This window comes from Aeromicrobium sp. A1-2 (assembly GCF_003443875.1).
Lineage (GTDB): Bacteria > Actinomycetota > Actinomycetes > Propionibacteriales > Nocardioidaceae > Aeromicrobium.
This window is the reverse complement of sequence record NZ_CP027482.1, coordinates 1021278-1044825: the sequence shown is the minus strand read 5'-3', so window position 1 is coordinate 1044825 and position 23548 is coordinate 1021278. Positions and strand designations below refer to the sequence as shown.

Annotated in this window: 24 protein-coding genes and 1 other RNA gene; 14 read left to right on the top strand and 11 right to left on the bottom strand. The window is 67.6% G+C overall.

The features are described 5' to 3' along the window. The first annotated feature begins 16 nt into the window (after positions 1-16). Genes C6I20_RS05125 through C6I20_RS05100 form a run of 6 tightly spaced genes read left to right on the top strand, consistent with a single transcriptional unit; the run spans position 17 to position 5093 of the window. Positions 17-1306, top strand: coding sequence for an acyl-CoA desaturase (locus C6I20_RS05125; RefSeq protein WP_118394977.1), 1290 nt, complete (start codon positions 17-19; stop codon positions 1304-1306). Between the two features lie 25 nt (positions 1307-1331). After that, entirely contained in the window at positions 1332-1547 is a 216-nt protein-coding gene (locus tag C6I20_RS05120) for a hypothetical protein (protein ID WP_118394976.1), read from the top strand. Between the two features lie 15 nt (positions 1548-1562). Beyond that, a complete protein-coding gene (locus tag C6I20_RS05115; RefSeq protein WP_118394975.1) occupies positions 1563-2840 on the top strand; it encodes an NAD(P)/FAD-dependent oxidoreductase in 1278 nt (425 codons plus the stop codon). Next, on the top strand, positions 2834-3580 hold the full coding sequence (locus tag C6I20_RS05110; RefSeq protein ID WP_118394974.1) for a DUF1365 domain-containing protein: 747 nt from the start codon (positions 2834-2836) through the stop codon (positions 3578-3580). Before C6I20_RS05115 ends, C6I20_RS05110 begins: the two co-directional genes overlap by 7 nt. Then, positions 3577-4806: a cyclopropane-fatty-acyl-phospholipid synthase family protein gene (locus C6I20_RS05105; protein WP_118394973.1), complete on the top strand. Its 1230-nt coding sequence runs from the start codon at positions 3577-3579 to the stop codon at positions 4804-4806. The genes C6I20_RS05110 and C6I20_RS05105 overlap by 4 nt, the downstream gene beginning before the upstream one ends. 2 nt (positions 4807-4808) lie before the next feature. Continuing rightward, positions 4809-5093 (top strand): WhiB family transcriptional regulator, encoded by a 285-nt coding sequence (locus C6I20_RS05100; protein ID WP_118394972.1) that lies wholly within the window; start codon positions 4809-4811, stop codon positions 5091-5093. Positions 5094-5259: 166 nt separating this feature from the next. Here C6I20_RS05100 and C6I20_RS05095 read toward each other — a convergent pair whose 3' ends face one another. Then, positions 5260-8181, bottom strand: coding sequence for a bifunctional [glutamine synthetase] adenylyltransferase/[glutamine synthetase]-adenylyl-L-tyrosine phosphorylase (locus C6I20_RS05095; RefSeq protein ID WP_254052256.1), 2922 nt, complete (start codon positions 8179-8181; stop codon positions 5260-5262). Positions 8182-8214: 33 nt separating this feature from the next. Beyond that, positions 8215-9552: a glutamine synthetase family protein gene (locus C6I20_RS05090; protein WP_118394971.1), complete on the bottom strand. Its 1338-nt coding sequence runs from the start codon at positions 9550-9552 to the stop codon at positions 8215-8217. 113 nt (positions 9553-9665) lie between these two features. Here C6I20_RS05090 and C6I20_RS05085 point away from each other — a divergent pair, with 113 nt between their 5' ends. The 4 genes from C6I20_RS05085 to panB all read left to right on the top strand — a co-directional run bounded on the left by C6I20_RS05085 (position 9666) and on the right by panB (position 14002). Next, a complete protein-coding gene (locus tag C6I20_RS05085; protein ID WP_118394970.1) occupies positions 9666-11417 on the top strand; it encodes an NAD+ synthase in 1752 nt (583 codons plus the stop codon). A gap of 107 nt (positions 11418-11524) precedes the next feature. Next, entirely contained in the window at positions 11525-12394 is an 870-nt protein-coding gene (locus tag C6I20_RS05080) for a DUF222 domain-containing protein (protein WP_162891133.1), read from the top strand. Next, entirely contained in the window at positions 12394-12783 is a 390-nt protein-coding gene (locus C6I20_RS05075) for an HNH endonuclease (protein WP_216822990.1), read from the top strand. Before C6I20_RS05080 ends, C6I20_RS05075 begins: the two co-directional genes overlap by 1 nt. Before the next feature lie 349 nt (positions 12784-13132). Beyond that, a complete protein-coding gene (gene panB, locus C6I20_RS05070; RefSeq protein ID WP_118394967.1) occupies positions 13133-14002 on the top strand; it encodes a 3-methyl-2-oxobutanoate hydroxymethyltransferase in 870 nt (289 codons plus the stop codon). Between the two features lies 1 nt (position 14003). On the opposite strand, the gene C6I20_RS05065 is transcribed toward panB, so the two are convergent. Both C6I20_RS05065 and C6I20_RS05060 read right to left on the bottom strand, forming a co-directional pair. Continuing rightward, positions 14004-14276, bottom strand: coding sequence for a hypothetical protein (locus C6I20_RS05065; RefSeq protein WP_118394966.1), 273 nt, complete (start codon positions 14274-14276; stop codon positions 14004-14006). Next, entirely contained in the window at positions 14273-14473 is a 201-nt protein-coding gene (locus C6I20_RS05060) for a hypothetical protein (RefSeq protein ID WP_118394965.1), read from the bottom strand. The genes C6I20_RS05065 and C6I20_RS05060 overlap by 4 nt, the downstream gene beginning before the upstream one ends. A 51-nt stretch (positions 14474-14524) precedes the next feature. On the opposite strand from C6I20_RS05060, the gene map reads away from it, so the two are divergent. Further along, on the top strand, positions 14525-15373 hold the full coding sequence (map, locus tag C6I20_RS05055) for a type I methionyl aminopeptidase (RefSeq protein WP_118394964.1): 849 nt from the start codon (positions 14525-14527) through the stop codon (positions 15371-15373). A 4-nt stretch (positions 15374-15377) separates the two neighbouring features. On the opposite strand, the gene C6I20_RS05050 is transcribed toward map, so the two are convergent. Together C6I20_RS05050 and C6I20_RS05045 are read right to left on the bottom strand one after the other, a co-directional pair. Then, complete coding sequence (locus C6I20_RS05050) at positions 15378-15563, bottom strand: hypothetical protein (RefSeq protein WP_118394963.1); 186 nt, start codon at positions 15561-15563, stop codon at positions 15378-15380. A 64-nt stretch (positions 15564-15627) separates the two neighbouring features. Beyond that, the gene (locus C6I20_RS05045) at positions 15628-16464 is read right to left on the bottom strand and encodes an aldo/keto reductase (RefSeq protein WP_118394962.1); all 837 of its coding nucleotides are present in this window, start codon (positions 16462-16464) and stop codon (positions 15628-15630) included. A gap of 164 nt (positions 16465-16628) precedes the next feature. Between C6I20_RS05045 and C6I20_RS05040 the strand changes: the two genes are divergently transcribed. Further along, the gene (locus C6I20_RS05040) at positions 16629-16868 is read left to right on the top strand and encodes a hypothetical protein (RefSeq protein ID WP_118394961.1); all 240 of its coding nucleotides are present in this window, start codon (positions 16629-16631) and stop codon (positions 16866-16868) included. A 25-nt stretch (positions 16869-16893) separates the two neighbouring features. On the opposite strand, the gene rnpB is transcribed toward C6I20_RS05040, so the two are convergent. Next, positions 16894-17315, bottom strand: an RNA gene (gene rnpB / locus C6I20_RS05035) — RNase P RNA component class A. A gap of 260 nt (positions 17316-17575) precedes the next feature. Between rnpB and C6I20_RS05030 the strand changes: the two genes are divergently transcribed. Both C6I20_RS05030 and C6I20_RS05025 read left to right on the top strand, forming a co-directional pair. Further along, on the top strand, positions 17576-18154 hold the full coding sequence (locus C6I20_RS05030) for a TMEM165/GDT1 family protein (RefSeq protein ID WP_118394960.1): 579 nt from the start codon (positions 17576-17578) through the stop codon (positions 18152-18154). Between the two features lie 34 nt (positions 18155-18188). Beyond that, positions 18189-18953, top strand: a complete 765-nt coding sequence (locus C6I20_RS05025) for a YaaA family protein (protein WP_118394959.1) — start codon at positions 18189-18191, stop codon at positions 18951-18953. On the opposite strand, the gene C6I20_RS05020 is transcribed toward C6I20_RS05025, so the two are convergent. Genes C6I20_RS05020 through C6I20_RS05005 form a run of 4 tightly spaced genes read right to left on the bottom strand, consistent with a single transcriptional unit; the run spans position 18950 to position 23539 of the window. Next, positions 18950-20074, bottom strand: a complete 1125-nt coding sequence (locus tag C6I20_RS05020) for a bifunctional RNase H/acid phosphatase (protein ID WP_118394958.1) — start codon at positions 20072-20074, stop codon at positions 18950-18952. The genes C6I20_RS05025 and C6I20_RS05020 overlap by 4 nt on opposite strands. Next, on the bottom strand, positions 20071-20814 hold the full coding sequence (locus C6I20_RS05015) for a zinc ribbon domain-containing protein (protein WP_254052255.1): 744 nt from the start codon (positions 20812-20814) through the stop codon (positions 20071-20073). The genes C6I20_RS05020 and C6I20_RS05015 overlap by 4 nt, the downstream gene beginning before the upstream one ends. A 5-nt stretch (positions 20815-20819) precedes the next feature. Then, positions 20820-22412: an AMP-binding protein gene (locus C6I20_RS05010; RefSeq protein WP_162891132.1), complete on the bottom strand. Its 1593-nt coding sequence runs from the start codon at positions 22410-22412 to the stop codon at positions 20820-20822. After that, the gene (locus tag C6I20_RS05005; RefSeq protein ID WP_118394956.1) at positions 22409-23539 is read right to left on the bottom strand and encodes a Nif3-like dinuclear metal center hexameric protein; all 1131 of its coding nucleotides are present in this window, start codon (positions 23537-23539) and stop codon (positions 22409-22411) included. The genes C6I20_RS05010 and C6I20_RS05005 overlap by 4 nt, the downstream gene beginning before the upstream one ends. Between the last annotated feature and the right edge of the window lie 9 nt (positions 23540-23548).

Genomic DNA, 23548 nt, shown 5'->3' with positions numbered 1-23548 from the left:
GGGAGAACCCACCACCATGGCCAAGAAGAAGCTCGCACCGATCAAGCCACACAGCGCCAGCAACCACAATGCGGCACCGCTGAGCCTGATCAACAAGCACTCAGACAAGCCTGCCACGATCGGCCTGGAGTACATGACGTACGACCAGCTCGACGACTTCGGCCGCGAGCTCGACACGGTGCGCCAGCGCGTGCTGGACGACCTCGGCCAGAAGGACGCCGACTACATCCGCCGCGTCATCAAGGTCCAGAAGGCCAGCGAGGTCCTCGGACGCGTCGGGATCCTGTTCCCGTTCTTCCTGCCCGTCTTCATCGTCGGCATCGCGCTGCTCGCGGTGGCCAAGATCCTCGACAACATGGAGATCGGCCACAACGTCATGCACGGCCAGTACGACTGGATGAACGACCCGATGGTCGACGGCGCACGCTACGAGTGGGACAACATCGCCCCGTCGCAGGACTGGAAGCACGGCCACAACTACATCCACCACACGTACACCAACATCCACGGTATGGACCGCGACATCGGCTACAACTTGTTCCGGATCGACGACGACCAGCCGTGGTACGGCAGCCACCGCTTCAACCTGCCGCTGGCTTTCCTCCTGATGCTCGTCTTCGAGTGGGGCATCATGTACCACGGTGTCGAGCTCGACCAGTACCTCCACGGCAAGATCACCAAGGAAGACTTCCAGGGTCGCAAGAAGCGTGCGATGCAGAAGATCCGCCGCCAGGTCTTCAAGGACTACATCGCGTGGCCCGTCGTCGGTCTCGCCCTCGTGCCGTTCGTCGGCTGGTGGGCCCCGCTGGCCATCCTGGGCGCCAACATCGCGGCCAACATCATCCGCAACGTCTGGACGTTCTGCATCATCTTCTGCGGACACTTCCCGGCCGAGGTCCAGACCTTCGCCGAGGAGGACGCGCAGAACGAGTCCCGCGGCCAGTGGTACCTGCGCCAACTGCTCGGCTCGGCCAACATCTCCGGTCATGCCCCGTTCCACCTGATGACGGGCAACCTGAGCTACCAGATCGAGCACCACCTGTTCCCCGACATCCCGGCGCGCCGCTACCCCCAGGTCGCCGAGGACGTGAAGCGCCTCGTCGAGCAGTACGGCCTGAGCTACAACTCCGGCCGGCTGTCCAAGCAGATGCTCAGCGTGGTCCGCCAGCTCGCCAAGTTCGGCATCAAGCCCTCGGATCCGTACAAGATTGGCAACAGCCCCGAGTCCAAGGCGCTGCGCCGCGCCAAGCGCGAAGAGGCTGCACGTCGCACCGAGGACGCTCGTACGCCACACTTGACCTCGTAGTCCGCCCCGACCGAGAGGGACAACGATGGCGCTGAGCCGACGAGAGATCGTCAAGGACGTCATGCAGCAGTCGACCGAGGCCGCCATTGCGACTGCGGGGCATGTCGCGGCCATCATTTTCGAGTCTGCGCGCAAGATCACGACCGAGATCGGCGCGTTCGGCACCGAGATCTTCGAGATCAGCGAAGCCAGCAGACGGGCTGGTGAGGACGCCGAAAGCACCAATCCGGCGACCGACTAGCAACGAACCACCAGCATGACCAACACTGCTGCCAAGAGAACCGTCGCCGTCATCGGATCGGGCGTCTCCGGACTCACCGCGGCCTACGTCCTGCGCCAGGACTGGGACGTCACGGTGTTCGAGTCTGCCGACCGTATCGGTGGCCACGCACACACCCACACCGTCGAGGACACCGACCAGACGCATCGCGTCGACAGCGGCTTCATCGTCCACAACGACCGCACCTATCCCCTGCTGCGCCGCCTGTTCGGCGAGCTCGACGTCGAGGTCCACGCGACCGAGATGAGCATGAGCATCCACTGCGACGGCTGCGGGCTCGAGTACGCCGGCGGTCGGGGCGGCAAGGGCATCTTCGCCCAGAAGCGTCGAGTCGCGGATCCGCGCTATCTCGCGATGCTCGTCGGGGTGAAGCGCTTCGGCCGACTCGCCCAGGCCCTGCTGGACTCCGTCGAGTCCGCTGACGAGCCGCAGACGTACGGCGACTTCCTGCGCATTCACGGCTTCTCGGAGTACTTCATCTCGCACTACGCGATCCCGGTCGTGTCGTGCGTGTGGTCCTCGGGTCACGAGACAGCGCTGTCCTACCCCGCGCGCTACCTGTTCGAGTTCCTCAAGCACCACGGCTTTCTGTCCATCAAGGGCTCGCCGCAGTGGTACACCGTCGTCGGCGGCTCGGGCACCTACATCGACAAGGTCACCGCCGCCGTCGGTGACGTGCGCGCCTCCCGCGGCATCTCCGCGATCACCCGCAAGCCCGACGGTGTCGAGCTGGTCGACTCGGTCGGCGACCGGCACCAGTTCGACGCGATCGTGATCGCGACCCATGCCGATGACGCACTGGCCCTCCTGACCGACCCGAGCGACGACGAGCGCCGGGTCCTCGGCGCCTTCGAGTACTCGCACAACGAGACGCTGCTGCACCGCGACGACTCGCAGCTGCCAAACGCCACGGCGGCGCAGTCGGCATGGAACTATCGAATGGACGATTGTGCACAACGCAGCGATCTGACGGCGGTGACGTACTGGATGAACCGACTCCAAGGCATCGAGAGCAGTGAGCCTTTCCTGGTCACGCTCAACGCATCCGAGCGGATCGATCCCACCAAGGTCGTGGCCCGCATGGACTACACCCACCCGATCTACACCCCCGCATCCGTCGCGGCGCAGGGCGAGTTGTCGAGCCTGTTCACCGAGCAGACCGTGTTTGCCGGCGCCTACCACGGTTGGGGATTTCACGAGGACGGCTGCCGCTCGGGCGTCGACGCCGCGGCCGCCCTGGGGACGCCATGGTGACTCCGGCGCTCCCGGTCCTGCCCGCCCTCGTCGAGGGCACAGTTGGCCACACGCGTCGGACTCCCCTGCGTCACCGTTTCACCAACCGTGTCTACCAGTGGCTCGTCGACGTCGACGACCTCCCGCGCATGTCCCGCGTGCTGCGACCATTCTCGACGTTCAGCGCGGCCGACCACATCGGCGACCCGAAGGACTCGATCCACGCCAATATCGAACGCTTCTGCCAGGCGCAGGGCGTCGACATCAGCGGACACCGGGTGCTGATGCTCGCGAACGCCCGGATCCTCGGTCACACCTTCGATCCGCTGAGCGTGTTCTGGGCCATCGCTCCGGACGGATCGCTGACCTGCATCGTCGCGGAGGTCCACAACACCTACGGCGAACGCCACGCCTACCTGCTGCAGACCGATGACGCGGGCCGCAGCCAGGTCGACAAGGCGTTCTACGTCTCGCCGTTCTTCAACGTCGACGGCAAGTACGACCTGCAGTTCACGCTGAGCCCCGAGAAGGTGTCCTCGACCGTGATCCTGCGACAGGGCGGTGAAGCTGTTTTCACCGCGACCTTCCGGGGTACGCCTCGGCAGGCCACACCTGGGCGGCTGGCAAGAATTCTCATCAAAATGCCTCTCATGACCCATCGCACCAGCCTGCTGATCCGAATACAGGGTGTATGGCTCTGGATCCGCAAGCTGCCGGTCATTCCCCGTCCGGCACACGAACCGCAGGAAGGCACGCAATGACGCAGCTCGCCACCGCCCGTTGGCCGGGTATCGCCCACACTCCCCGCACCCCTTTGAAGGCGCGCGCTGCCAAGGCGATCCTTCGCCCCACCGCCAATCGCGTCCCGGTGCGCCTGACCTTCGCCGACGGCACCGTCTGGGGCGCCGGCGACGCCGACTCCCCCGAGATGCGCGTCATCCGCCCCAAGGCGTTCTTCGCCCGGCTCGGCGCCGAGACCAAGATCGGCTTCGGTGAGGCCTACATGGCCGGCGACTGGACCGCTGGGCACGGCACCGACCTGGCCGACCTCCTGACGCCATTCGCCGAGCGGATGTCCTCGATCGTCCCCGAGCCGTTGCAAAAATTCCGCGGCTTCGTCGACAAGAAACTGCCGCACCACCAGCGCAACTCGGTGCAGGGCTCCCGCAAGAACATCGAGGCCCACTACGACCTGTCCAACGACCTGTTCGCTCAGTTCCTGGATCCGTCGATGAGCTACTCGGCGGCGTACTTCGCATCACCCGAGCAGGATCTGGCGGCCGCGCAGCTGCGCAAGATCGACGCGATCCTCGACGACGCCAAGGTCACCGAGGGCACCCGTGTCCTCGAGATCGGCAGCGGCTGGGGCGCCCTCGCGATCCGCGCCGCCCAGCGCGGCGCCAAGGTCACGACGATCACGATCTCGACCGAGCAGGCCGCCCTCGCGGAGGAACGGTTCGCCGAGGCCGGGGTCGACGTCGATCTCCAGCTCGTCGACTATCGCGAGGTCACCGGTGAGTATGACGCGATCGTCAGCGTCGAGATGATCGAGGCGGTCGGCGAAGAGTACTGGCCGACATACTTCGCCACGATCGACAAGCTGCTGGCTCCCGGGGGTCGCGTCGCGATCCAGGCGATCACGATGGCGCACCACCGCTACCTGGCTACGCGCAACTCGTACGGCTGGATCCAGAAGTACATCTTCCCGGGTGGACTGATCCCCTCGCTCGACGCAATCGACCAGACCCTCGACGAGCACACCACGCTCGCCGTGACCAACCACCGCACGCTGGGTCAGGACTACGCCCGCACGCTGCACGAGTGGCGCGAAACCTTCAATGCCAACTGGGACACGATCAACGCCCAAGGATTCGACGAGACGTTCCGCCGCATGTGGGAGTTCTACCTCGCGTACTGCGAGGCCGGGTTCCGCACGGGCTACCTCGACGTATTCCAGATCACGATGTCACGTCCGGCGGAGGTCTGATCATGGCCAGCATCGCTCGCCTGCCAATGCCACTGCAGGACGTCTGGGAGTGGCAGTACGACGCAGCCTGCAAGGGCATCGATCCCGAGACGTTCTTCTCCCCCGACGCCGAGCGGGGACCCCGTCGGCGCAATCGTGAGGCGTCCGCCAAGGCACTGTGCGCCGTCTGTCCCGTCGTGCAGCAGTGTCTCGACCACGCGCTCGCCGTGCGCGAGCCGTACGGCGTGTGGGGCGGGCTCAACATCAACGAGCGCGAGAACGTCCTGCAGCACCAGCGGACCGGCTGACCCTCGGCTGTCCTAGCGTGTGATGGTCGGCGGTTGGCTGCTGCGAGGAGAGCCAACCGTCGGCGTTCGTGCGTTAGGACGGCCCTCAAGCGAACAGGTCGCCGCCGAGGTACTTCATCTCCGAGTGGGACCGGCCCCCAGACATCACACTCAGCGGGGTGGTTGGCTATTCGTAGAAGATGCGCTCGACGACCTTGCGCGCCTGGCGCGTCGTGCGCAGGTAGTCATCGACCATCCGCTCGCTCTCCTCCATGCCGTAGCCCAACAGGTGGGCGACACCGGCCCGTTCGTTGGCCTGCTCGACCATCGACTCGGCGGGCTTGCCGCGCATAAGGACGACCGCATTGCGAATGCGGCTCACGAGCCGCCAGGCGGCTTCCAGCGCCTGCGCGTCGAACTGGGTCACGAGGTCGGCCTCGGCGGCGGCGTGCAACGCGTCGAGCGTGCGGGTCGTCCGCATTGCGGGGACGGCGTGGGCGTGCTGCATCTGCAGGAGCTGCACGGTCCACTCGACATCGGCGAGGCCGCCGCGGCCCAGCTTGAGGTGGGTGTTGGGGTTGGCGCCGCGCGGCAGCCGCTCGGAGTCGACCCGCGCCTTGATCCGTCGGATCTCCCGGACCTCGGCCGGGGTCGCGCCGCCCTCGGGCCAGCGCAGCGGATCGATCAACGTCGTGAATCGCTCGTTGAGCTGGGTGTCGCCGACCGTCGCGCTGGCGCGCAGCAACGCCTGGGCCTCCCACACCGACGACCACTTCTCGTAGTACGCCTGGTAGGCCCCGAACGTACGCACGAGGGGGCCGTTCTTGCCCTCGGGGCGCAGGTCCGCGTCGACGTCCAGCGGCGGATCGTCGGCCGGGGCCGCAAGCATCTTGCGCAAGCCCTGTGCAACCGCCATGGCAGCCTCTGCGGCCTCGGTCCCGTCCGCACCCTCGATCGGGTCATGCACGAACATCACGTCGGCATCGGACCCGTATCCGGCCTCCCCGCCGCCGAGCCGGCCCATCAGCACGATCGACATCCGGGTCGGCATCACGCCACGCTCGGCCTCGACCGCCGACGTTGCCGCCGTCAGCGCACCCGCGAGGGTCGCGGTCGACACGTCCGTCAGAGCCTCGCCGACCTGGAGGATGTCGAGCCGGCCGAGCACGTCAGCGATGCCGATCCGGGACAGCTCACGGCGACGAACCCGTCGCACGGCGCGGATCGCGTCCTGTGGGTCCTTGTGCCGACCGGCCGCGAGCTCGACCTCGGTGCGCAGACGCGCGCGCTCCAGCGGACGGAGCTCGTTGTTGTCGCCGAGCAGGGCGACCGAGTCGGGTGCACGCAGGATCAGGTCAGTGACGTAGCGGCTGGACGAGAGCACATGGGCAAGCTGCTCCGCCCCCTCACCCTCGTCGCGGAGCTTGCGGAGATACCAGTGCGTCTCCCCGAGCCCCTCGGAGATCTTGCGGAACGCCAACAGCCCGGCGTCCGGATCAGGTGACTCCGCGAACCACGCGAGCATGGCCGGCAGCAGCGACTTCTGGATCGCCGCGCGTCGCGACAGGCCAGAGGTGAGCGCCTGGATGTGGGCCAGGGCGCCCTTGGGGTCGATGAAGCCAAGAGCCGTGAGCCTCTGCTCGGCCGCCAGCGGGGTGAGCCGCAGACCGGCCGACGGCAGCGAGGCAACCGCCTCGAGCAGCGGTTGGTAGAAGAGCTTCTCGTGCAGCCGTCGCACGATGCGTCGGTGCGCCTGCCACTCCTTGGTCAGGCTGTCGGCGGGGTTCTGCCGGAATCCCATGCTGCGGCCGATACGCCGCAGGTCCTCGACGTCCTCAGGGACGATGTGGCTGCGTCGCAGCTTGAACAGCTGGATCCGGTGCTCGAGGGTCCGGAGGAACTCGTACGCGTCCTCCATCGCGGCACCGTCGCGGCGTCCGACGTATCCACCCTCGATCAATGCCGTGAGCGCCTCGACCGTCGTGGGGCTGCGCAGTGACACGTCCGCGCGGCCGTGCACGAGCTGCAGCAGCTGCACCGCGAACTCGACGTCGCGCAGACCGCCCGCACCGAGCTTGAGCTGCCGGTCGCGGTGGCTGGCAGGGATGTTGTCGATGACGCGTCGGCGCATCGCCCGGACGTCGGTGACGAAGTTGTCGCGGGTGCTGGCGGTCCAGATCATCGGGGACAACGCATCGAGATACGCCTGGCCCAGCTCCTCGTCGCCCGCGGCGAAGCGCGCCTTGAGCAGCGCCTGGAACTCCCACGTCGTGGCCCACCGCTCGTAGTACGCGATGTGGCTCGGCAGCGAGCGGACCAGTGGGCCGTTCTTGCCCTCCGGGCGCAGGTTGGCGTCGACCTCCCAGATCGTGCCCTCGCCGGTGTGCTCGTGGCACAGCCGCATCACCGAGGCAGCCAGGCGCGTCGCGGCCGCGATCGCGGCCCCGTCGTCGGCGCCATCGCACGAGTCGTACACGAAGATCACATCGACGTCGCTGACGTAGTTGAGCTCGTGCCCGCCGGTCTTGCCCATCGCCATGATCGTGAACCGGCACAGCGCCGCATCACCCTCGCCAGCCTTGGCGATCCGAAGGGCCGCACCGAGGGTCGCGACCGCGAGATCGGACAGCTCGGCGGAGGACTGCTCGAACGACGTCAGAGCCGTGAGGTCGCGGGCCGCGATGTGCAACAGCTTGCGGTAGTAGGCGACCCGGAGCTCATCGGCGTTGTTCGCCTCCTCCATCTGGCTGCGACGTACGTCGAGCCGGATCGGGGTCACTGCGAGGTTGTCGGTCGCCAGATCGAGGACGTGCTCGGGGTGGCGGGTCAGGAAGTCGCCCAGCGCCTCGCTGGTGCCGAGCACGACGAGCAGTCGCTGGCGCAGCTGATCGTCCTTGGCAACCAGGTCAAGCAGCGTCGAGCCACCCAGCCGCTCGGCGATCGACGTCAGAGACGCCAGGGCCGAGTCAGGACTCGCCACTCCGGCGATCTGGTCGACCAGGGAGCTGGGGACGTCGCCCATCCGCATCAGGTCCGCGACAGCACCTTCGCCATTGCGGAAGCCCTTGCGAGCCAGTGTCAGGGCCAGCTCACGCGCATCAGTTGCCACGTGTGCAGGCTACCCGGCTGTGGGATCGCTGGATCAGACCATCGGCATGAGGCGGTCGAGCTCGAACTGCGTGACCTGCGAGCGATAGTCCTGCCACTCCGCACGCTTGTTGCGCAGGAAGAAGTCGAAGACGTGCTCCCCGAGCGTCTCGGCCACGAGCTCGCTGCTCTCCATCGTGCGGATCGCCTCGTCGAGGTTGCGCGGGAGCGGTGCGATGCCCATCGCCTTGCGCTCGTTCTCGCTCAGGCTCCAGACGTTGTCCTCGGCCTCGGGCGGCAGCTCGTACGAGCCCTCGATGCCCTTGAGCCCGGCCGCCAGCACCAGCGCGAAGGTCAGGTACGGGTTGGAGGCGGAGTCGATGCCGCGGTGCTCGATCCGTGCGGACCCGCCCTTGTGCGGCTTGTACATCGGGACGCGGACGAGGGCCGAGCGGTTGTTGTGACCCCAGCAGACGTAGTTGGGCGCCTCTCCCCCGCCGGCGAGCCGCTTGTAGGAGTTGACCCACTGGTTGGTGACCGCGGTGATCTCCGGCGTGTGCTCGAGGACCCCGGCGATGAACGCGCGGCCCGTCCGCGACAGCTGGTACTCGGCGCCGGCCTCGTAGAAGGCGTTCTCGTCACCCTCGAACAGCGACACGTGGGTGTGCATGCCCGAGCCCGCGTGCTCGGTGAACGGCTTGGGCATGAACGACGCCCACTTGGACTGGCTCAGCGCGACCTCTCGGACGACAGTGCGGAACGTCATGATGTTGTCGGCGGTCGACAGCGCGTCGGCGTAGCGGAGGTCGATCTCCTGCTGACCGGGGCCGTTCTCGTGGTGACTGAACTCGACCGAGATGCCCATGTTCTCGAGCATCGTGATGACCTCGCGGCGGAAGTCCTGGCCGCCGCCCTGCGCGGTGTGGTCGAAGTAGCCGCTGTCGTCGACCGGGACGGGCTGCTCGCCCAGACCTGGCTTGCCCTTGAACAGGTAGAACTCGATCTCGGGGTGCGTGTAGAAGGTGAAACCCGCCTCGGCGGCCTTCTGCAGCGTCCGCTTGAGGACATGCCGCGGATCGGCGTACGACGGGGTGCCGTCGGGCATCAGGATGTCGCAGAACATCCGGGCCGTCGCGGGCGTCTCACCGCGCCACGGGAGGATCTGGAACGTCGACGGATCCGGCATCGCGAGCATGTCCGACTCATGGACCCGGGCGAAGCCCTCGATCGCGGATCCGTCGAAGCCGATGCCCTCGGCGAAGGCGCCCTCGAGCTCGGCCGGCGCGATCGCGACCGACTTCAGGGATCCCAGCACGTCGGTGAACCACAGACGCACGAACCGGACGTCACGCTCCTCGAGGGCGCGCAGTACGAAGTCTTCCTGTTTTCCCATGCCGCCAGTGTGACGAAGCCGTGTTACGGCCGTGTTTCGGGGTCCATCCGCGAGCGCCGACACGGAGTTTCGGCCGGACGCGGCCACTCCCGACATGGCGATAGTCTCGTGCCGTGCCCCAGATCCGTCTCGCCCTCGCCCAGGTCAATGCCACGGTCGGTGACCTGGCCGGCAATGCCGACATCGTCGTCGAGCGTTGCAAGGAAGCCGTCGCCCAGGGGGTCCACCTCGTGGTGTTCCCCGAGATGATGCTGACCGGCTACCCGATCGAAGACCTCGCGATGCGTGCGTCGCTGATCCGGGCCTCGCGCGCGGCTGCCGAAGCGCTCGCCGTACGGCTGCAGGACGAGGGCTGCGGCGACCTCGCCGTCGTCGTCGGGTTCCTCGACCAGGCCGAGGGGGTCACCGAGGGGCTCGGCATCCCCAAGAACGCACCCACCAACTCGGTCGGCGTCATGCACGGCGGCCGGATCGTCGCCCGGCAGGCCAAGCACCACCTCTGGAACTACGGCGTCGGTGACGAGATCCGCAACTTCGTTCCCGGCGACACGATCAACATCGTGCAGATCGGCGGCATCGACGTCGCGCTCGCGATCTGCGAGGACTTGTGGCGCGACGGACCCTCTGCAGCGGCGAAGGCTGCCGATGCGGCCCTGCTGGTCGTGCCGAACGGCTCCCCCTACGAGGCCGACAAGGACGACGTACGCCTCGAGCTGTGCGCCCGACGTGCCGCCGAGGGCGACTGCGTCCTGGCGTACGTCAACCTGGTCGGCGGGCAGGACGAGCTGGTCTTCGACGGCGACTCGATCGTCGTCGACGCAGCCGGCTCGGTGCTGGGCCGGTCCGGACAGTTCCAGTCAGAGCTGCTCGTCGTCGATCTCGACCTGCCGGCCGCGACTCCCACGATGCCCGACGTCAACGAGCGCTTCGGCGGACTGGCCATCAAGCGAACCATCGTGACGTCCGAGCCGTTCGCCGCATACGAGCCGCTGCCGACGATCCACCACGAGCGCATCTCCCGGCACGAGGAGATCTGGACCGCGCTGGTCACGGGGCTACGCGACTACGTGCACAAGAACGGCTTCGCCTCGGTGCTGTTCGGCATGTCCGGCGGGATCGACTCGACACTGGTGGCGGCGATCGCGGTCGACGCGCTCGGCCCCGAGAACGTGTTCGGGGTGTCCAACCCCAGCGCCTGGTCGACCGATCACTCCAAGTCCGACGCTGCCGAGCAAGCCCAACGCACCGGGCTGTCGCTCGACACGATCCCGATCGCGCCGATGTTCGACGCATACCAGGAGTCGCTGCACCTGGACGGCCTCGCCGAGGAGAACCTGCAGGCCCGTATCCGTGCGGTGATCTGGATGGGGCTTTCCAACCAGCACGGCCACCTGGTTCTGGCGTGCGGCAACAAGTCCGAGCTCGCGACCGGCTACTCGACGATCTACGGCGACGCCGTCGGCGCGTACGCACCGATCAAGGACGTGCCCAAGACCCTGGTGTGGGAGCTGGCCCGCTGGCGCAACCAGGCCGCGACCGATCGCGGCGAGGTTCCGCCGATCCCCGAGGGCACGATCACCAAGGAGCCTTCGGCCGAGCTCCGTCCCGGTCAGCTCGACTCGGACTCCCTGCCGCCGTACGACCTGCTCGACGCGGTTCTCGACGCCTACGTCGAGCGCGATCTCGGCTCGGCTGCTGTCATCGCCGAGGGCTTCGAGCCCGCCCTCGTCGAGCGCGTCATCATGCTGGTCGACCGCGCGGAGTACAAGCGCCGTCAGTATCCGCCGGGACCCAAGGTCTCGCGCCGCAACTTCGGCCGCGACCGGCGCGTGCCGATCACACATCGCTGGCGAGAGAAGCTGTAGCCGGGTCTTGCTGGCGATTCTTCCAATCGGTGCTGACACGCACTTTTTCTCTCTGATTGCAGCGAATGCCTCTTGCACTCGAACGCGTGTTCGAGTACGATGGAGGTATGAATCCGGAACCCACGATCGCGGCGATGCGCACTGCCGCTCAGGCGCTGCGCACAGGGGATGCCAGGGACCGGGCGCGCGCGATCCAGGTGGCGCAAGACGCCCTTGATGCTGCCAAGGCGGTCGCTCTGGCCGAGATCGACGCAACGAAGGACTACGAGATCGACGGTGCCTCGACGTTGAATGCCTGGGTCCGCAACCAGTTGCGGCTCAACTCGGGCCAGGCCACCTCGCTGGTCAAGAACGTGGTCGCTCTGCGTGACCTGCCGCTGATGGCCGGCGCAGCCCTGTCGGGGCAGATCAGCGCCGCCCATGTGCGGGTGTTCGTCTATGGGTTGGCGCATGTGGGGTTGGAGCCGATGCGCCAGTTCGAGGACGTGTTCGTCGACGTCGCCCGCAACCATGATCCGGCTGAACTGTTCGAGACGGTCAAGCATTTGAAGGACACGATCCATCCCGAGGATCTGGACGATGCGTGGGAACGGGGCATGGACAAAGAAGACATCGCCGTCGACGCTTTGCCCGACGGCTGGCACGTGACTGGTTTCCTCAACACGGTCACCGGGGCGAAGTTGAAGAAGGTCCTGGACTCTGTCTCGGCACCGCACGATGCCGAGGACACCCGCACCGGTGCGCAGCGTCGGGTCCAAGGTCTGGATGACCTGTTGACCGACATCCTGGGCGACGGGCTCCCCTCCGACAAGGGCGTCAAACCGCACCTGTCGGTGTTCGTGGACGCCGACACCTTGGAAGCGGCTGCTTCGCATGTGAAGGCCACGACCGAGAACCCACACCTGATCCCGACCACATGCCGCCAACACGGCCGGCGAAGCTCGCCGGCCACGGTGCGATCGGACCAAACCTGTTGATGTACTTCTTGTGTGTCAGTGACTTCACCGCATTCCTGATGAAGGACGGCGGCAGCGACCGCCAGGCTCAGATCCTCAACGCCGGGACCGCGAAGTACCAACCGAACCTGCTGCAACGCAGGTCGGTCATCGCCCGCCAGCACGGTGTGTGCGCGACGCCGGGCTGCCACCACACCCACCTGGAGATCCATCACAGCATCTGGTGGTCGTTGGGCGGACCGACAGACCTCGACCTCCTGGTCGGACTCTGCACCAGATGCCATCATCTGCTGCACCGTGGTCGTCTCAACATCACCGGCAACGCCGTCGACGGATTCACCTTCACCACCAAAGCCGGCCGCACCCTGCGCCGACGCCGACGACGAAGCAACTACCGCCAAGCCGCCTGACCACACGCCCGGCGGCCCACCGGCACGCCCGAACCGGCAGCATGGACACACAAGCGGGCTTGGCCGCTCGAACTCGTCGGGCGGTGACTCAGTTGGCCATCCCGCGGCTGCGCGGTGAGCTGCTAGGGCATCCGAGCTCGGATGGGCGAGAGATCCACCGATCCATGACGTCGGCTCGACGCAGCGGCCCGCATCGCCATCCGCTGGATCCACGACACCGGCAGGCCCAGACGGGTCGGCCCAGCCCTATGAGTTCCTTCACACTCCCGGCCACAGGACGGCGGATCTGGCAGGCTGGAGGCCATCCGTGGACTCCGTGAGGAGCTGCGAGACGACAAGGAGATCTGCCATGGCCGATGCCACCCCCGAAGAGACTGCGCCCTACGGCACTGGATCTACCGCCGCAAAGCCCGCGACCCGCAAGCGCATCCGCACTCACCACCTGCAGCAGATGAAGCAACAAGGCGAGAAGTGGACGATGCTGACGGCGTACGAGCAGAACACCGCCGCGATCTTCGACGACGCCGGCGTCGAGGTGCTGCTGGTGGGCGACTCAGCGTCCAACGTCGTGTTCGCCAACGGGACGTCGCTGCCGGTCACGGTCGACGAGCTGATCCCGCTGGTGCGGGCGGTGTCGCGCTCGGCCAAGTACGCCCTCGTCCTCGCCGACCTGCCGTTCGGCTCCTACCAAGGCTCGCCCGAGCAGGCATTCCACACCGCGGTCCGGTTCATGAAGGAGGCGGGCGCACACGCCGTCAAGCTCGAGGGCGGGCTGGCGATGGTGCCGCAGGTCAAGCTGCTGACGGACGCCGGCATCCCGGTCTGTGCCCACATCGGGTTCACCCCGCAGGCCGAGCACAACCTGGGCGGCTACCGCGTACAGGGCCGCGGAGACGGCGCGAGCAGGCTGATCGAGGAGGCCAGGGCACTCGAGGACGCAGGAGCGTTTGCGATCGTCATGGAGATGGTCCCTGCGCCGGTTGCCGCCGAGGTCACCGCTGCACTGCGCATCCCGACGATCGGCATCGGCGCCGGAGTCGACTGCGACGCCCAGGTGCTGGTCTGGACCGACATGCTCGGCATCACGACCGGCAGGGTGCCGCGGTTCGTCAAGAAGTACGCCGACCTGCACTCGGTGATGCTCGACGCGACCCGGGCCTACGTCGCAGACGTCAAGGACGGCGCGTTCCCGGCGGACGAGCACAGCTTCGAGAGCTGAATCAGACGCTCCAGCCCCACTGGGTCGCACCGATCCAGGCGAGTGCGATCCACAGCAGGAGACCTCCGACCGGCACGGCCACGGTCAGTCGCGGTCGCGTACGTGCCCACTTCGCGACGAGCCAGACCTGTGGCACCAGCAGCAGCAGCGCAAGGACGACTCCCCACCACGGGGCGAACAGCACCGTCGAGACCGAGCACCACAGCACCATGAAGAGCCCGACGATCGCGATCCACGGGCCGGAACGCTCGAGCTGGACGCGCCGGCGGCTCATTCCTTCGGCGCGTCGGTGGAGCCGTCGTTCCAGTCCGGGTCGTTGTCCCACTCCTTGGTGCGCTCGGCGGCGATCTCCAGCGCCCGCGCGGCCTCGGCCTCGGTGTCGTAGGGGCCCAGCCGGTCTGCAGCGCGGCAGCCCTCTTCGCCCTCGACCCGGTCGTGCTTGGTGCAGTAGTAGAACTTCGCGTCGGTCATGCCCCCATCCTGCCCCAGCGACGGCTGGCGTGCGGCCCCTAGACTCACCGGGTGACTGTCCTGACTGCTGGCCGAGTGTCCGCCGAACGTGCCGTGCCCGCCTCGATCGAGCGTCCCGAGTACGTCGGACAGATCGCTCCCCTGCCCTACCGCGGGCCCTCGGTCCGCGATGAGGAGATGATCACCGCGATGCGCGTCGCGGGTCGCATCGCAGCCCAGGCCCTCGACGCGGTCGAGGCCGCGATCGCGCCCGGCGTCACGACCGATGAGCTCGATCGCGTCGGTCATGAGTTCCTCGTCGCCAACGGCGCCTACCCCTCGACGCTGGGCTATCGCGGCTACCCCAAGTCCCTGTGCAGCAGCGTCAACGAGGTCATCTGCCACGGAATTCCCGACGACCGCCGACTCGAGGACGGCGACATCGTCAACATCGACATCACGGCCTTCATCGGCGAGGTGCACGGCGACACCAACAAGACCTATCTCGTCGGCGATGTCGACCAGGAATCACGACTGCTTGTCGAGCGCACCCGCGAGGCCACCATGCGGGCGATCCGCGCGGTTAAGCCCGGACGTGAGATCAACGTGATCGGCCGGGTCATCGAGTCCTACGCCAAACGTTTCGGCTACGGCGTCGTGCGCGACTTCACGGGTCACGGAGTCGGACCAGCATTCCACGACAGCCTCGTGATCCCCCACTACGACGACCCGTCGTTCGACACCGTGATCGAGAAGGGGATGACGTTCACGATCGAGCCGATGCTGACGCTCGGCTCGATCGAGTGGGACATGTGGGACGACGGCTGGACCGCGACGACGCAGGACAAGTCGCGCACCGCGCAGTTCGAGCACACGCTGCTCGTCACGGCGCAGGGCGCGGAGATCCTGACCCTGTCCTAGCGCTTCAGCGCAGGAATGCCCTGACGAAGAACGACACGACGATGCCGATGCCGGCGCCGAGGAGCGCCGCGGCCAGGAAGTAGCCGTCTCCCAGGAAGAGCCCGACGGCTCCACCAATCAGGACGCCCAGTCCGGCACCGACCGCGTACGTGAAGGTCGACGGCGGCTCGGGGCTGTGATGTTCAGTCATGGCCCGAAGCGTAGCCGTCAGCGCGGCGGGGTGTAACTGTTTGTGACAGCGTGCCGGACCCGGCTTATGGGATGTAGTTGAACGTGTCGGGATCGGGGCCAAGACGCTGGCCCTTGTCGAGGGCCGTGATCAGGCCCATGTCGCCATCGGAGAGCTCGAAGTCGAACAGGTCGAAGTTCTCCTCGATCCGGCTACGGGTCACCGACTTGGGGAACACGATGTCGCCGCGCTGGATGTGCCAGCGAAGCACGACCTGCGCGGCGGTCTTGCCCTGCTCGGACGCGATGCCGGTGATCGTCGGGTTGTCGAGCACCAGGCCCTGCGCGATGGGCGACCATGCCTCGGTCGCGACGCCGTGCTCGGCGTCGACCGCGCGGAGATCCTCCTGTGCCAGGTAGGGGTGGACCTCGATCTGGTTGACCGCGGGAACGATCTGGGTCTCCTGAATCAGCCGACGCAGGTGGCTCGGCTGGAAGTTGGACACGCCGATCGACTTGGCGCGACCCGTGCGGTAGATCTCCTCGAGGGCCTGCCACGTCTCGACGAAGTCGACGTCGATGCCCGGGAGCGGCCAGTGGATGAGGAACAGGTCGAGGTGGTCGAATCCCAGCGTCTCCAGTGACGTGTCGAACGCCTTGATCGCGTCGTCGTGGGCATGGAAGCCGTTGTTGAGCTTGCTCGTGACGAACACGTCAGAGCGGTCCAGGCCGGATGCACGGACGGCCTCGCCGACGCCCTGCTCGTTGCCGTACATCTGTGCGGTGTCGATGTGCCGGTAGCCGACCTCGAGGGCTGCCAGGGTCGTCTCCTTGGTCTCCTCCGGCGGGATCTGGTAGACGCCGAAGCCGAGCTGCGGGATCGAGACGCCGTTGTTCAGGGCGATCGTGGGGACAGTGCTCATGGGTCGGCTCCTGTAGTTCGAGGGAGGATTCTGTCGGTCTGGCGGCCGCGGCCGTCGCCGGCGGGCCTGCCGTTCAAGAATACGTCGCAGACTGGAACGCGCATCCGCTAACTTATTGCCGTCGAGATCGTTCTAAAATAAAGGGACCAGCGGAAGGGAATCCCATGCACCGAGTCGTACTCAACATGCAGATGAGCAGCGACGACGCATTTTCGACCGTTTCGCTTGCACTTGGCGCCCTTCCGGACGTCTCGATCGATGCCCCCGCCTGGAACAACAACCGCCACCTGATCGTCACGATCGAGTCCGATGACCCTGATGTCGTCGACATCGTTCGCGAGGTCACATGGCAGTTCGACGCGCTGGCGATCCAGCACTCTTTGCACCTCGCCGACGCCGGCTGAATCGAGCGCGGCGGGCCGACAGGGGCGAATGAGCCGGCCTGTAAGCCGGATCCTGTCGGGCCGAAGCCCGGGCGACCATCCATCTGGGACGCCCATTGCTGGACGCCTCGTGCGACCTACCCGCTGACATTGGACGAGCAGCCCGTCAGCGCAGACCCGAAGGTCCTCTTGGTCTTGCTCCCGGTGGGGTTTACCTAGCCGCTCCGGTCACCCGGAACGCTGGTGAGCTCTTACCTCACCGTTTCACCCTTACCCGCACCTTCGACTTCTCCGTCGGCGAGACAAGCTCGCTGCCGGTCGGCCGAAGGCCGCTGGCGGTTTGTTTTCTGTGGCACTGTCCCGCACGTCGCCGTGGGTGGCTGTTGGCCACCACCGTCGCTCTACGGAGTCCGGACTTTCCTCGACGCCACACCTCGCGGTGGACGCCGCGGCCGCCCGGCCGACTCATTCGCGTCGCCGATCCTACCGCTCCCCCAACTCGCCCGGACCTCCGCTAGGCTGGAGGCACGAAAGGGAGTAGTCCCCAACGGCTGTGTCGACATACTGACTCCACGCAACCTGTGGATTCCGGTGCAGCAGGCCAAGACGTCCGGGTTGTCTCGGGCTCGTGGCGGACGAGACTTTCGACCAGAATTTGTCATTGGCAATGCCTGGTCGGAGGCTTGTCATCCTAGGCTCTTCGTCCAGGCGGACGAAGGGCCTTTCCCATGTACGCGTTCCTCCTGAGCACCGCGGTGATCTTCGTCGCCGAGCTCGGCGACAAGAGCCAGCTCATGGCCATGACGTTCGCGACCCGCCACCGCATGCGCGATGTGCTGCTCGGCATCACCGTGGCGACCGCCATCGTGCACCTCGCCTCGGTCGGCATCGGCGCCCTGATCGGCGACAGCTTCGCCAACAGCCAGCACGTCATCTCGATCATCGCGGGGTTCGCCTTCCTGCTCTTCGCAGCCTGGACGTGGCGGGGTGACGAGCTCAGCGAGGAGGAAGCCAGCCGGGCCGGAGCGCGCAAGGGAGCCGCGATCGTCGCGATCGGGATCGCCTTCTTCCTGGCCGAGCTCGGCGACAAGACCATGCTCGCAACGATCACCCTGGCGACGCAGGAAGGGTGGCTGGGGACCTGGATCGGCAGCACACTCGGGATGGTCCTCGCGGACGCCATGGCCATCGTGGTCGGCGCGGTCCTGGGTCGGCACCTCCCGGATCGGGCCATCAAGATCGGCGCAACGCTGGCGTTCATCGTGTTCGGCGTCCTACTGATCGTCGACGGCGCCGGCTGGCTGTGATCGGCGCCCGCACGACCCCGGATAGGGTCGTCCCGTGCTGATCCTGCTCCCGCCGTCCGAAGGCAAGACCCGGCCGGTATCGGGAGCTCCGTTGGATCTGGACTCGTTGTCCTTCTCCCGCCTCAACCCCGTCCGTGCGCAGCTCCTGCGGGCACTGGTCAAGCTGTGCAACGGCGCGCCTCAGCGGGCCATGGACGTGCTCGGGCTGGGCGCGACCCAGGGCGAGGCGGTCGCGGTCAACCGTGTGTTGCTGGACGAGCCGACAGCTCGTGCCGACGAGATCTACACCGGGGTGCTGTTCGGAGAGCTGGAGCTGACCAGCCTGGACGACGCCGCTCGCAAACGCGCTGACGAGTCACTCGCGATCGCGAGCGGGCTGTTCGGTCTGCTGCGACCCGACGATGCCATCCCCGCCTACCGACTCTCGGGCAACGTCACACTCCCCCGGCTCGGGACGGTGCCGGGACGTTGGCGGACGACCTTGCCGCACGTCATCGCCGAGCAGACCGGCGATGGTCTCCTGGTCGACCTGCGCTCCGGCACGTACGCGGCGCTGGGCAAACCGCCGGTCGGGCTGGCCGACCGTACCGCCACGATGCGCGTGCTTCACGAGCACAACGGCACCCGCAAGGTCGTCAGCCACTTCAACAAGGCGACCAAGGGCCGGATCGTCCGGGGACTGCTCGAGTCCGGCGCCGATCCGACCAGCATCGAGGAGCTGCAGACGATCCTCGCGGACCTCGGTTGGAACGTCGAGCGCGATGGTCAACGGCTCGACGTCGTCGTCGCCGAGGTCTAGTCCGGAACGATGTTGAAATTGCGCAGCGATGCCGCGCCATCGGGCCACCACTGGATCGTGGTGATCGACGCCGGCGCCAGCTCCATCTTGTAGATGACCTGCATCGGTGCGTCGAGAGCCAGCCGCACCAACAGCTTGATCGGCGTCACGTGGCTGACCGCGACGATCGTCTGTCCGGCGTATGACTCGACCAGACGGTCGCGTGCTGCCGACACCCGGGCGTGGACTGCGTCGAACGTCTCGCCACCGGGCGGTGCAACGGCAGTCGAGCCGAGCCATTCCTCGAGCTCGGTGGGCCAACGCTGCATGATCTGGGCGAAGCTGTGGCCGTCCCAGTCGCCGAACGAGGCCTCAGCCAGACCCGGTTCGACCTGGACCTCCAGGCTCAGCGCTCGGGCGACGGACCCGGCGGTCTCCTGCGTGCGGCGCAGCGGCGAAGAGACAACTGCGTCGATCCCACCGAGACGCTCGATCCACGTCGCCGCAGCTTCGGCCTGCTGTCGACCGGCCTCAGTGAGTCCCGGATCGGATCCGCCGCTGCCGCAGAACAGCTTGCGCTCGGTGGACGTCGTCACACCGTGACGCAGCAGCACCACGGTGGTGGGGCGGGCGTCCGAGCGAGCCCGCCAGCTGGCCACGGGGCTCTTGGCGGCAGAGGCGGACGGCCCGGCGCCAGCCCCGGCCAGATCGCCGATCCTGCCGGTGCCGCCAGCCGCCGCGTCGTCGAGCGCGGCATTGGCCAACGCATCGGCGGCCTGGTTGCGCTCCCGCGGGATCCAGGTCCAGACGACCCCGGGAGGTGCGAGCTGTTGCGCCTGACGCGCGAGCGGCTTCATGCTCTCGTGCTTGATCTTCCACCGGCCAGCCATCTGCTCGACGACCAGCTTGGAGTCCATCCGCACCTCGACCTCGCTGGCGTCGGGCGCATGCTCACGGGCCAGCTCGAGTCCGGCGATCAGACCCGAGTACTCCGCGACGTTGTTGGTCGCGATCCCGATCGTCTCGCCACGCTGAGCCATGACCTGGCCGGTCTCGGCGTCGCGAACCAAGGCACCGTAGGACGCCGGGCCCGGGTTGCCGCGGGACCCGCCATCGGCCTCGATGATGATCCGCGAGGTCACAGACCTGACTCAGGCGTGCGGACGAGGATCCGGCCGCACTCGGGGCAGCGCAGGACCTCGTCCTCAGGTGCCGCGGCGATCTCCCTCAGGTCGGCACCATTGATCTCGAGCCGGCAGCCCTCGCAGCGCTTCGCGCGCAGGGCAGCCGCGCCGAGTCCGCCGTACTGCGCACGGGACTTGTCGTACTGGGCGACGAGATCGTCCGGCACGCCGGTCGCGGCCTGGGCGCGATCGGCCTGGGCACCCGCGGCCTGCTCGTCGAGCACGCGGATCGCGGCATCACGGGCATCTGTCGTCTGGTTGAGGTCCTCGGTGACCTCACCGAGGTCGGCCTCGGCGGCGAGCAGCCGTCCCTGGGCCTCCTCGAGCGATTCCATGACCTCGAGCTCGTCGTCCTCAAGTGAAGAGATGCGACGCTCGAGCGCGCCGAGCTCGTGCTGGAGGCTTTCCAGGTCCTTGGGGTTGCTGATCGCGCCCGAGTTGAGCCGCTCCTCGTCGCGGGTGCGGCGGGCCTTGACCTGCTCCACCTCGGCGTCGGCCTTGCGCTGCGCGGCGCTCAGGTCGGACACCTGGGTGTCGGCCTCGATGCGCAGACCGTCGATCTCTCGAGCCCGCGCCTGCAGCTCCTCGATCCGGGCGTGCTCTGGGAGCGACTTCCGGCGATGCTCGAGCTGGGCGAGGAGCGAGTCCTGTGCCTGCAGGTCAAGCAGCGCGGACTGGGCGGTGGGGTCGGCTTTCACAAGGGCTACCGTACCCTTTTGACCTTCCCCGTCGCCGTGCGCTCGAGCGTCTTGGCGTACTCGACGTCCCGGGGCACCTTGTAACGCGCCAGGCGTTCGCGCACGTACGACCTGACATCGGTCACCGACAGCTGACGACCGGGCCTCAGCACGATCACCGCGCGCAGCCGTTGACCGAACTCCTCATCGTCGACACCGTGGACGTACGCCTCCTGGACGTCGGGGTGCGAATCGAGCAGGTCCTCGACCTCGCCCGGGAACACATTCTCCCCGCCGGAGACGATCATGTCGTCCTCTCGCCCGTCGACGAAGAGCCGACCGGAAGCGTCCAGGTGGCCCAGGTCGCCGGTGCTGACGTGACGGTCGACAACTCGCTTGCTACCTCCGCCGGTGTAGGCCGGAGCCGTCATGCCACTGGAGATGAAGATGCCACCCACCTCCCCCGCCGGCAGTCGACGGTCGTCGGTGTCGAGAATCCGCACCGACACCCCTCTGAGGGGACGACCGACAGTGCCGGTCGCGGCCCGCAGGTCGGCCGGGGTGGCCAACGTCGACCAGCCGGTCTCGGTCGATCCGTAGACGTCGTGCAGGACGTCACCGAAGGCATCCATGAACCGGGTCGCGAGCGCCGGCGACAGCGGCGCGGCCCCGGACTGGACGGCACGCAGTGCTGACACGTCGATCGCCGTTCGGACGTCCGTCGGCACGTCGAGCAGGCGGCCGAGCATGACCGGCACCGCGAACATCACCGTGACCCGGTCACGCTCGATGCGGCGCAGCATGTCCTCGGCGTCGAACCGTCGGGTCAGTACGACGGGACAGCCGAAGGCCAGGCTCATCAACAGGTAGGCCAACCCGAATCCGTGGAACACCGGCGGTGCGATCAGCACCGGGTCGCCGCTGTGCAGACCGATGCCGCGCAGCAGGGAGCTGACCGGTGCGAGCGCCCCGAGCAGGTCCGCGTCCCGACGCGAGCCCTTGGGAGCGCCTGTCGTGCCGGACGTCAGGATCACCAGGCGTCCGTGGCTGCCGCCGGTGCGCGGCGGCGGGAGCGACAGCGCCTCGAGCGCCTCGATGGAGCCGGAGCCTGCCCGGTCCGCGGTCACCGCGATGCCCTCCAGGCCCGCGGTCGCGACTCGATCGGCGAACTCGACGTCATGCACGAGCAGGTCGAGCCCCTGGTCGCCCGCGACTGCGCCGAGCTGCGGACCGCTGAAGTCGGTGTTGACCAGCACCAGATCGGCATCAGCCCAGAGGATCGCGAAGCTGGCCACGACGAAGCCGACGTGGTTGCGGGACATCACCCCCACCCGGCTCCGGCGGGTCACTCCCTGGGCCCGCAGAGCACCGGCGAGGCGACCGGTGCGCGCATAGACGTCGGAGTAGGAGGTCGGGCCGTCATCGTCGATGACGCAAGCACGATCGGGCCACTGCGCCGCGCTCAACGCCAGCAGCGCGGATGCCGAGACCTGGTGCCGCAACCCGGCGCCGGCCAGCCTCCAGACTGTCCTGGGCCCGACCGGTCGGGCCAGGCCTCCCTCCACGGCGAGAGTCGCGCCGGCGTGCAACGCCTCGATCAGCGGGAGTGGACGCATCATTCGGCAGAGACGATCGCTGCGGTCCACGGGTCGGTGACGATGGTCGACACGGCGACCTCGATCCCCGCCAGGCGCTCCGCGAGCGCCGCCGAGGCAACTGGCAGCCAGGTCCATTCCGCGGCCCAGTGGGGCACGTCGATGACAGCACAGGCAGCCGGTTTCTCGAGGTGCTCGCTCACCGGGTGGTGACGCAGGTCAGACGTGACATAGACATCGGCTCCGACGCCGCTCGCCGTCGAGAGCAGGAAATCACCAGATCCACCGCACAGGGCAACCGTGCGGATCGGGCGGGCCGGGTCCCCCGCGACCCGGGTCGCGCTGCGGTGCGACGGCAGACGCTCGGCGACCAGCGCGGCGAACTCCGCGAGTGTCGTCGGCTCGGCCAGCGTGCCGATCCGCCCACTCCCCCGGTCCGATGCCCGGTCAGCAATCTCGAGCACCTCGTAGGCGATCTCCTCGTACGGATGGGCGGCCAGCACGGCCGCGCGCACATCCTCCCGCAGTCGTCGGGCCGCCACCATCGCGATCCGGGTCTCGGGCACCTGCTCGACGGCTCCGACCTCGCCGATCGCCGGGTTGGCTCCCTCGCGCGGTCGGAACGAGCCGGTCCCGGTGGACTGGAACTGGGCCAGGTCGTAGTCACCGATCGCGCCGGCGCCCGCATCGTGCATCGCCGCGGCGATGGCGTCTGCGTCGGCCCGGGGCACGTAGACGACCCAGGCGTCGACCGGATCGGCCGGATCCGGCTCCAGCGGGCGTACGTCGGTCAGCCCCAGCGCGAACGCCATCGACTCCGAGACACCCAGCGGCGGACAATCGGCATTGGTGTGGCACGTGTGCAGAGCGATCCCGTGGCTGATCAGGTCGTGCACGACCCGGCCCTTCGGGGATCCGGCGGCGACCGAAGTGACGCCCTTGAGCCACAACGGGTGGTGGGTCACGATCAGGTCGGCGCCCCAGACGATCGCCTCGTCGACGACCGCTTGCACCGGGTCGACCGCAAACAACACCCGTCCGATCTCGGCGTCGGGGTCGCCGGCGACGGTGCCCACGGCATCCCAGTCATCGGCCCAGCGTGGGTCGTAGAGGCTGTCGAGGACGCCGACGACGTCGCGCAGAGAAGGCATGGCCGCACT

Coding starts and splice junctions, on each gene's coding strand:
- C6I20_RS05125 (WP_118394977.1), top strand. CDS start 17: ATGGCCAAGAAGAAGCTCGCACCGATCAAGCCACACAGCGCCAGCAAC.
- C6I20_RS05120 (WP_118394976.1), top strand. CDS start 1,332: ATGGCGCTGAGCCGACGAGAGATCGTCAAGGACGTCATGCAGCAGTCG.
- C6I20_RS05115 (WP_118394975.1), top strand. CDS start 1,563: ATGACCAACACTGCTGCCAAGAGAACCGTCGCCGTCATCGGATCGGGC.
- C6I20_RS05110 (WP_118394974.1), top strand. CDS start 2,834: ATGGTGACTCCGGCGCTCCCGGTCCTGCCCGCCCTCGTCGAGGGCACA.
- C6I20_RS05105 (WP_118394973.1), top strand. CDS start 3,577: ATGACGCAGCTCGCCACCGCCCGTTGGCCGGGTATCGCCCACACTCCC.
- C6I20_RS05100 (WP_118394972.1), top strand. CDS start 4,809: ATGGCCAGCATCGCTCGCCTGCCAATGCCACTGCAGGACGTCTGGGAG.
- C6I20_RS05090 (WP_118394971.1), bottom strand. CDS start 9,552: ATGGGAAAACAGGAAGACTTCGTACTGCGCGCCCTCGAGGAGCGTGAC.
- C6I20_RS05080 (WP_162891133.1), top strand. CDS start 11,525: ATGAATCCGGAACCCACGATCGCGGCGATGCGCACTGCCGCTCAGGCG.
- C6I20_RS05075 (WP_216822990.1), top strand. CDS start 12,394: ATGTACTTCTTGTGTGTCAGTGACTTCACCGCATTCCTGATGAAGGAC.
- panB (WP_118394967.1), top strand. CDS start 13,133: ATGGCCGATGCCACCCCCGAAGAGACTGCGCCCTACGGCACTGGATCT.
- C6I20_RS05065 (WP_118394966.1), bottom strand. CDS start 14,276: ATGAGCCGCCGGCGCGTCCAGCTCGAGCGTTCCGGCCCGTGGATCGCG.
- C6I20_RS05060 (WP_118394965.1), bottom strand. CDS start 14,473: ATGACCGACGCGAAGTTCTACTACTGCACCAAGCACGACCGGGTCGAG.
- C6I20_RS05050 (WP_118394963.1), bottom strand. CDS start 15,563: ATGACTGAACATCACAGCCCCGAGCCGCCGTCGACCTTCACGTACGCG.
- C6I20_RS05045 (WP_118394962.1), bottom strand. CDS start 16,464: ATGAGCACTGTCCCCACGATCGCCCTGAACAACGGCGTCTCGATCCCG.
- C6I20_RS05040 (WP_118394961.1), top strand. CDS start 16,629: ATGCACCGAGTCGTACTCAACATGCAGATGAGCAGCGACGACGCATTT.
- C6I20_RS05030 (WP_118394960.1), top strand. CDS start 17,576: ATGTACGCGTTCCTCCTGAGCACCGCGGTGATCTTCGTCGCCGAGCTC.
- C6I20_RS05010 (WP_162891132.1), bottom strand. CDS start 22,412: ATGATGCGTCCACTCCCGCTGATCGAGGCGTTGCACGCCGGCGCGACT.
- C6I20_RS05005 (WP_118394956.1), bottom strand. CDS start 23,539: ATGCCTTCTCTGCGCGACGTCGTCGGCGTCCTCGACAGCCTCTACGAC.